Consider the following 7,629-nt stretch of genomic DNA (forward strand, 5'->3'; position numbering starts at 1 on the left):
CCCACCCGCGTGTCCCACAACGAAACTGCGCGCACTCTACGGCAGTCCGCGGACGCCATGGGGTCGCGGGTCACACCGGGTGTGCGCTACTGTCCAACGCTCGAGGCGCGGTCCAGGGGAGAGGACGACGCACACAGATGGTCGCCGAAGTCGGCGCGGCATCGACGCGAGGGGGGATCGCGCATGGTCACTGTCCGTTTCGTGCGCAAGGCACGAACCGAGGTGCCGCGCACCCCCGGCGGTGAGGTGAGCCTGCAGCCGCCCCCCGAGATTCCGAAGGTCGTCCCCGGCAACCTGCTGACCAAGATGCTGCCCGTCGTGATGGTCGTCGCGATGCTCGGCATGGTCGCCCTGATGTTCACCTCCGGCATGGCGTCGAACCCGATGTCGCTGCTGTTCCCGGTGATGATGGTGGTTTCGATGCTCGGGATGCTCGCCGGCGGACGCGGTGCGGGCGCGCGGGCAGCGGAGGCCAACGAGGACCGCAAGGACTACCTGCGCTACCTCGACCAGCTTCGCCGCGACGTCTACGACACCGCCGAGCGTCAGCGGGCGGCCCTCGACTGGAGCCACCCCGAGCCGGAGCACCTGTGGACCCTGGCAGGCACCCATCGGATGTGGGAGCGCCGCATCACCGACCCCGACCACTGCCACGTCCGGGTCGGCCTTGGCAGTCAGCGGCTCGCGACGCGCCTGGTCGCCCCGGAAACCGGCCCCGTCGAGGACCTCGAGCCGGTCGCCGCCGTGTCGCTACGACGCTTCGTCCGCACCCACTCCGTCGTGCCCGAACTGCCGACCGCGGTCGCCTTGCGCGGCTTCGCTGCCATCGGTTTCGAGGGCGACCGCATCGCCACCCGGGCCCTGGTTCGGTCGATGTTGGTGCAGCTGTGCACCTTCCACGGACCGGACCAGGTGCAGGTCGTCGTGGTCTGCGGGCCCGACACCGCAGCGGAGTGGGAATGGGTCAAGTGGCTGCCACACGCGCAGCACCCGGACCGCCACGACGGTGCGGGCACCGGGCGGATGGTGTACGGCTCGCTCGCCGAACTGGACGACATGCTCGGCCCGCACCTGGCGACCCGGGCCCGGTACTCCCGGACGGCGCCCGCGACCGCCGGGGTGCCGCAGGTGGTCGTCGTGCTCGACGGTGGCATCGCCTCGGCGTCCGGCATCCTCGACGACGGGCTGGACTCGGTGACGGTGTTCGACCTGGGCGGATACCGCCCGACGCTGTCCGCGACCCGCGGCATCCAGCTGGTGCTCGCCGGCGGTTCGCTCGGCGCGCGCAGCGGATCCGGTGTCGAGACCTTCGCCGTCGCGGACGGGATCAGCACCCACCAGGCGCAGACCGCTGCCCGCCGCCTGGCACCGTTCCGGCTCGCCACCCCGACCTCCGCCGACGGGGGCGACGAGTCCGGCGCTGCCGCCGACTGGCAACACCTGCTTGGCCTCCCGGACCTCGCGACCCTCGACCCCGCTCACGCCTGGCTGCCCCGCGCCCCGCGGGACCGGCTGCGCGTCCCGATCGGCGTCGCATCGGACGGCAGCCCCGTCGAGCTCGACCTCAAGGAGGCGGCCGAGAACGGGATGGGTCCACACGGGTTATGTATCGGCGCAACCGGTTCCGGGAAATCCGAGTTCCTCCGTACCCTCGTCCTCGGGCTGATCGCCACGCATTCCCCGGAGGCGTTGAACCTCGTTCTGGTCGACTTCAAGGGCGGCGCCACCTTCCTCGGCCTCGACGCCGTGCCGCACGTCGCCGCGGTGATCACCAACCTCGCCGACGAGCTCGCGATGGTGGACCGGATGCGGGATGCGCTGGCCGGGGAGATGACCCGCAGGCAGGAACTGCTCCGCGCCGCAGGCAACTTCGCGAACGTCACCGACTACGAGAAGGCGCGGGCGGCGGGCGCCGACCTGGCTCCGCTGCCCGCGCTGTTCATCGTCGTCGACGAGTTCTCCGAACTGCTCAGCCAGCAACCCGAGTTCGCGGATCTGTTCGTTGCGATCGGACGCCTCGGCCGCTCCCTGCACATCCATCTGCTGCTCGCCAGCCAGCGCCTCGACGAGGGCAGGCTGCGTGGCCTCGACTCCCACCTGTCGTACCGGATCGGTCTGAAGACCTTCTCCGCGAATGAGTCTCGCACCGTGCTCGGTGTCCCCGACGCCTACCACCTGCCGGGAACGCCCGGCGTCGGCTACCTCAAGTGCGACTCGGCGGAGATCGTCCGGTTCGCTACCGCATATGTGTCCGGGCCGTACGTCAGGCGATCCGCACGCCGCGGCGCCGGTGGATCCACGGTGCCCGCCGACCTGCGGCCGCGCCCGTTCAGCGCCGCGGCGGTCCTCGACGAGCAACCGCTCGGGCCGCCAGCGCCGGTCGACGAGCCGGACCCGGAGACCGACAGCGGACGTACCATCCTCGACGTGGTCGTGGACCAGGTCCGCGGGCGCGGTTTACCCGCCCACGAGGTGTGGCTTCCGCCGCTCGATGCCCCGCCGACCCTCGACACGCTGCTGCCGCCGCCCGTCGCGCGGGTGGCCGGGGAGGTGGCGCTGCGGGCGCCGATCGGAATCGTGGATCGCCCGTTCGATCAGCGCCGCGACCACCTCGTCGTCGACCTGTCCGGATCACGCGGCAACGTCGCCGTCGTCGGCGGTCCGCAGTCGGGCAAGTCGACCGCCCTGCGCACCCTGATCCTGTCGATGGCCCTGACCCACACCCCGCGCCAGGTGCAGTTCTACTGCCTGGACTTCGGTGGCGGCACCCTTGCCGGACTCGCCGCCCTGCCGCACGTCGGGTCGGTCGCCAACCGCCTCGACGTCGACCGGGTCCGCCGCACGGTCGCCGAGATGGCCGCCCTGGTCCGGGATCGGGAACGACGCTTCCGGGAACTGGGGATCGACTCGATGGCCGAGTTCCGCCGGATCCGCGCCGCATCCGCCCCGGCGGCCGCCGCTCTCGACGCCGACCCGTTCGGCGACGTCTTCCTCATCGTCGACGGCTGGCCCGGCATTCGGCAGGATTTCGAACCGTTGGAGGCGCAGATCGGTGCGCTTGCCGGGCAGGGACTCTCGTTCGGCGTCCACGTCGTCGTCACCGCATCCCGCTGGGCCGAGATCCGGCCCGCACTCAAGGACCAGCTGGGCACCCGCATCGAACTGCGCCTCGGCGACCCGTCCGACTCGGATGTTGGGCGGGTCAAGGCCGCCCGCGTGCCCGAGGGGCGGCCCGGTCGCGGAATGACCGCCGACGGGCTACACCTGCTGACCGCGCTGCCCCGCATCGACGGGCATTCCGGCTCCGCGGACCTCACTGCGGGCGTCGCCGACGCTGTAGCCCGGATCGCTGCGGGCACCGACGACCCGGCCGCTCCGGCGGTCCGGATGCTGCCGGAACGCTGCCCGCGCGAGGACGTCCTCGCCCGCATCCCGGATTGGCCCCCTGCCGGAGACGGACCGTGCCTGCGGGTCCCGATCGGCGTCGACGAGGCCGCCCTCGCCCCCGTCCACATGGATTTCGACGAACACCAGCACACCCTGGTGTTTGCGGACGGCGGAGCGGGCAAGACCACACTGCTCCGCGGGATCTGCGCGGGACTCGTCGAGTCGAACACTCCGCGGCAGGCGAAACTGATTCTCGCCGACTACCGCCGCACCATGCTCGGCGCGGTCGAGGGCGACCACCTCGCCGGCTATGCCGCCAACGCGCCGACCCTCACGACGATGATCACCGAACTCGCGGGAGTACTGGAGGCCCGGATGGCCGGCCCCGACCTGACACCGCAACAGATCCGGGACCGATCGTGGTGGAGCGGGCCCGAGATCTACGTGATCGTCGACGACTACGACCTGGTCGCCACGCAGGGCGGAAACCCGCTGCTGCCGCTGCTCGACTATCTCCCGCACGGCAAGGACGTCGGCCTGCATCTGATCGTCGCCCGCCGCTCCGGCGGCGCCGGACGCGCACTGTACGAACCGGTCATCGCCCGACTGCGCGACCTGGTCCCGACCGGGCTCGTGATGAGCGGCAGCCGCGACGAAGGCAACCTGATCGGCACCGCACGACCCACCGACATGCCGCCCGGGCGAGCAACTTTGGTGACCCGGGCGGGCACGGCGCCGATCCAGGTCGCGTGGCTGCCGCCGCTGTGACCGCGGATCGCGCGGCCGCGGTGACCGCCGTCCACCTCACCGACTCCACGATGTGGGTGCACCGGGGTGACCGGTCGGCGCACCGCCCGGCGGGGGTGCTCGTTGCCGACGGCGGGCTCGAGGTCGGCGTCGACCGCTCGATGGCGGTGGGGGACGACGCGTTCGAGTCGTCCCCGGCGCTGTTCGTCGACGACGACGTGCTCCTGCTCGGGGAGACCGCCGTGCCGATGCCGGAGGTGCTGGCCGCGGTGCTCGCGCACGGGATAGCGGCGGTCGGGGCCGCCGTTCCGGTCGACCTGCTGGTGCTGACCTGCCCGAGCAGCTGGGGGATCCGCAGGCGGCGCGTGCTGACCGCGGCGGGACGCGCGGTGGCCCGCGAGGTGCGGGTGATCGCCGTCGCCGACGCCGTGCGGCGCGTCGTCGGTGCCGAGGAACCGGGGATCGTGGTCGAGGTCGGGGAGCTGGGGTCCGCCGCGACGGTCGGCAGTGCCCACCTCGTCATCGACACGATCGGTTCCCGGGACCTCGTCGAGACAGACGACGCAGCACCGGAACTGGTGACGATGCTGCACGCTGCCTGGCCCGAGGTGCCCGCATGGGTGGCCGTCACGGGTGAGCCGCCCGCGGCCCGCCTCGCGGTGGAACTCCACCGGGGCTGGGACGGGCTGCCGAGGGCGGTGGAGGTGCGGGGTGCGGCGGTCGCGGCCGCCGCGCACGCGTGGGGCGTCGAACTGGCCGGTCCGCCGCGCCCGGACCGGGAACCGTCGCCGACGCGGCGGAGTCGCGCCCGCCCGTACGGGGTCGGCATCCTCCTCGTCGGGGTGCTCGCCGCGGGCGCCGCCTCGATCCTGCCCGGCGCCGCACCCGACCCGGTCCCCGCCGAGCCGCCGCGGATGGCGTCCGGCCGGGCGTCGATCACGGTGCCGGACGGCTGGGAGCAGCGCGCCACCGGCCGCGCCGATCGGATCGACCTCAGGCCAGCCGACGGGCACCCGGCCCGAATGCTGCTGGCACAGAAGGAACTCAACCCCGGCGCCGACCTTGACGCGGTGGCCCGTACCCTCGCCGGCCGGATCGCGGAACGTCCGGGGACCTTCGGCGAACTGGGCCGCGTCAACCTCGATTCCCGGGACGCCCTCGCGTACCGCGAGTTCCCGGAACCGGACTCGCAGGTGCGCTGGCACGTGTTCGTCATCGACGGACTTCAGGTCAGCCTCGGATGCCAGGCGTCGCCCGACCTCCTGGTCGACCTGGAACCGGCCTGCGACCGCGTCGGCCGTTCGGTCACCGTCGCACCACGCTGACCGCCACCGTTCGGGCGGCCCGAAACTCGTCGGGATCGGGCGGAACCGAACCCCGATGCCACTGCGTCCAAGAGGGTGTAGGCGCGGACCGACTGCAGCCCACCCGGGCCGACACCACGGACGCGACAGGAATCAGGAGGGGTGCATGAGCGGTCAGATGAGGACGACCACCGAAACCATGGAGGCCGCCGCGCGGCACGTGGGGGACGTCAACGGTGACATCCAGGGGTTGCTGACCTCGCTGCAGGGCAGGCTCACGGCGGTCAACGGCGCGTGGGAGGGTGCGGCGAAACTGGCCTTCGACAACCTGATGGTGCGGTGGGACGACAGCGCGAAGCGGCTGAACGAGTCGCTGCTGGCGATCAGCGAGAACATCCGTGCCAACGGTGTTGCGTTCGCCGCGACGCAGGACGATCACGTCAGCGCGATTACCGGCGCAGGCGGCAGCCTCAATCTCTGACCTGCCCAACACGATCGAACGACTCGTCCAGGGGGACAACATGAGTGGGACCATGCGGTACGACTTCGGCGCCATCGACGGGGCCCGTGCGGACATCGCGGCCAGCAGTGCCAACATCAACGGCAAGCTCGCTGACCTCAAGAGCTTCCTCGCTCCGCTCGTCGCGGAGTGGGAGGGCTCGGCGGCCGAGGCCTACCAGGCCCAGCAGGCGAAGTGGGATGCCGCGGCCAACGACCTGAACCAGGTGCTCGAGGCGATCGGCCGCGCTGTCGGTGCGGGCAACGACGACATGAACGCAACCAACAACCGCGCGGCGGCCAGCTGGGCCTGACCCGTACCGCGTTCATGAGCGAGGACGTCCCCGGTGGAGGAGAGCCACCGGGGACGTCCTCGTCCCCCGGACCCGGTTCAGGGCCGAAACACCAGCAGCGGGACGTGTAGTTCCGCGGAGGTGAGCGACCCGTGATGTCCGATCAGGATGGACTGCAACGGTTCCGCCCCGCGCCGGATCAGCGCACCGTCACCGGTCGCGACCGCGATCACGTCGCCGATCCGCTGCTCGGCCGCCGGGCTGACCGTCGGACCGAACCAGCCGCGTTCGATGACCTCCGCGCGGGAGTACACCGCGAATCCGTCGGCGAGACGGTCCCGCCAGCGGGTCAGCACGGCGTCCGCCGTGCCAGGCTCGGTGTACACGTGCCGGGCCCGCGGTTCACCGCCGATCTGCCGGACACCGTGTTGGAGGCTGGCGTCGCGATCGATGTCGATGGGGGAGCGGACCTGCACCATCCCGTGGTCGGCGGTGACGATCAGCGCGCCGTCCGACGGGAGTCGGGACGCGATCTGCCGGACCAGCAGATCGACCTGCCCGAGTTCCAGCGTCCACGCGGTCGACTCGGGGCCGCGCGCGTGCCCGGTGAGGTCGAGTTCCCCGTGATAGGCGTAGACGAGCGCGCGGTCACCGTCGAGCATCGCGGCAATCGCGGCGTCCGCGAGATCGCCCATCGAGAAGGTCGGGCGGAACTCGCCACCACGCAGCGCGGCGCGAGTCAACCCGGACGCCCCCTGATAGGCGGGGCCGACCCGAGCGACGGTGACGCCGCCCGCGGCCGCCCGCTCGAACGCGGTCGGGGTCGGCTGGAACTCCTCCGGGACGAGTTCACGCAGCAGATCCACCTTCGGCCCCTCACCGTGCAACCGCCACCTCAGCGGGTTCATCAGGCGGTCCTCGCCGGGCACCGCCATCAGGTAGCCGACGACCCCGTGCTCACCGGAGGGCAGACCGGTTCCGATAGAGGCGAGGCTCGCCGCGGTCGTGGTGGGGAATCCGGCGGTGAGCACGGGGATGGCGCCGGCGGAGGTGAGGAACGGCGCGTCCGCGGTGTGTTCGGCGAGCAGCTCGGCCCCCAGTCCGTCGATCACGAGGACGCAGACGCGATTGATGCCGGACAGGTCCAGGCCGATGCGGTTGACCTCGCCGGGGACACCGAGTTCGGCCAGAACCGATGGAACCAGATCGGACAGTGATTCCCGCCCATACTGCGGAGCAAGCAACATGACCCAAGGCTAGCGGCGGGCCGATGCGCCGTCTCGCCGTGAACCGCGCGAGTTTGGCGGCTGTGACCAGGCGATTTGCGGACTGCCGATCAGTCACGTAACTTTTGTCGAGTCAGAGCGACACGGACACCGACCCGGACCGAGAGGTGCGGG

The 7,629-nt window shown here is 71.6% G+C and carries 5 protein-coding genes; 4 read left to right on the forward strand and 1 reads right to left on the reverse strand.

The window, feature by feature from the left end:
* Positions 1–183 precede the first annotated feature (183 nt).
* The 4 genes from eccCa (at position 184) to ACWF62_RS19430 (ending at position 6,250) form a co-directional block, all read left to right on the forward strand.
* A complete protein-coding gene (gene eccCa, locus ACWF62_RS19415) occupies positions 184–4,155 on the forward strand; it encodes a type VII secretion protein EccCa (protein ID WP_452631053.1) in 3,972 nt (1,323 codons plus the stop codon).
* On the forward strand, positions 4,137–5,459 hold the full coding sequence (locus tag ACWF62_RS19420) for a type VII secretion-associated protein (RefSeq protein ID WP_452631054.1): 1,323 nt from the start codon (positions 4,137–4,139) through the stop codon (positions 5,457–5,459). Before eccCa ends, ACWF62_RS19420 begins: the two co-directional genes overlap by 19 nt.
* 145 nt (positions 5,460–5,604) lie before the next feature.
* On the forward strand, positions 5,605–5,919 hold the full coding sequence (locus ACWF62_RS19425) for a WXG100 family type VII secretion target (RefSeq protein ID WP_378509428.1): 315 nt from the start codon (positions 5,605–5,607) through the stop codon (positions 5,917–5,919).
* A 40-nt stretch (positions 5,920–5,959) separates the two neighbouring features.
* The gene (locus ACWF62_RS19430) at positions 5,960–6,250 is read left to right on the forward strand and encodes a WXG100 family type VII secretion target (RefSeq protein WP_378509429.1); all 291 of its coding nucleotides are present in this window, start codon (positions 5,960–5,962) and stop codon (positions 6,248–6,250) included.
* Between the two features lie 77 nt (positions 6,251–6,327).
* Here ACWF62_RS19430 and ACWF62_RS19435 read toward each other — a convergent pair whose 3' ends face one another.
* Positions 6,328–7,476 (reverse strand): alkaline phosphatase family protein, encoded by a 1,149-nt coding sequence (locus ACWF62_RS19435; protein ID WP_378509430.1) that lies wholly within the window; start codon positions 7,474–7,476, stop codon positions 6,328–6,330.
* Between the last annotated feature and the right edge of the window lie 153 nt (positions 7,477–7,629).

Source organism: Rhodococcus sp. NPDC054953, from assembly GCF_053609225.1.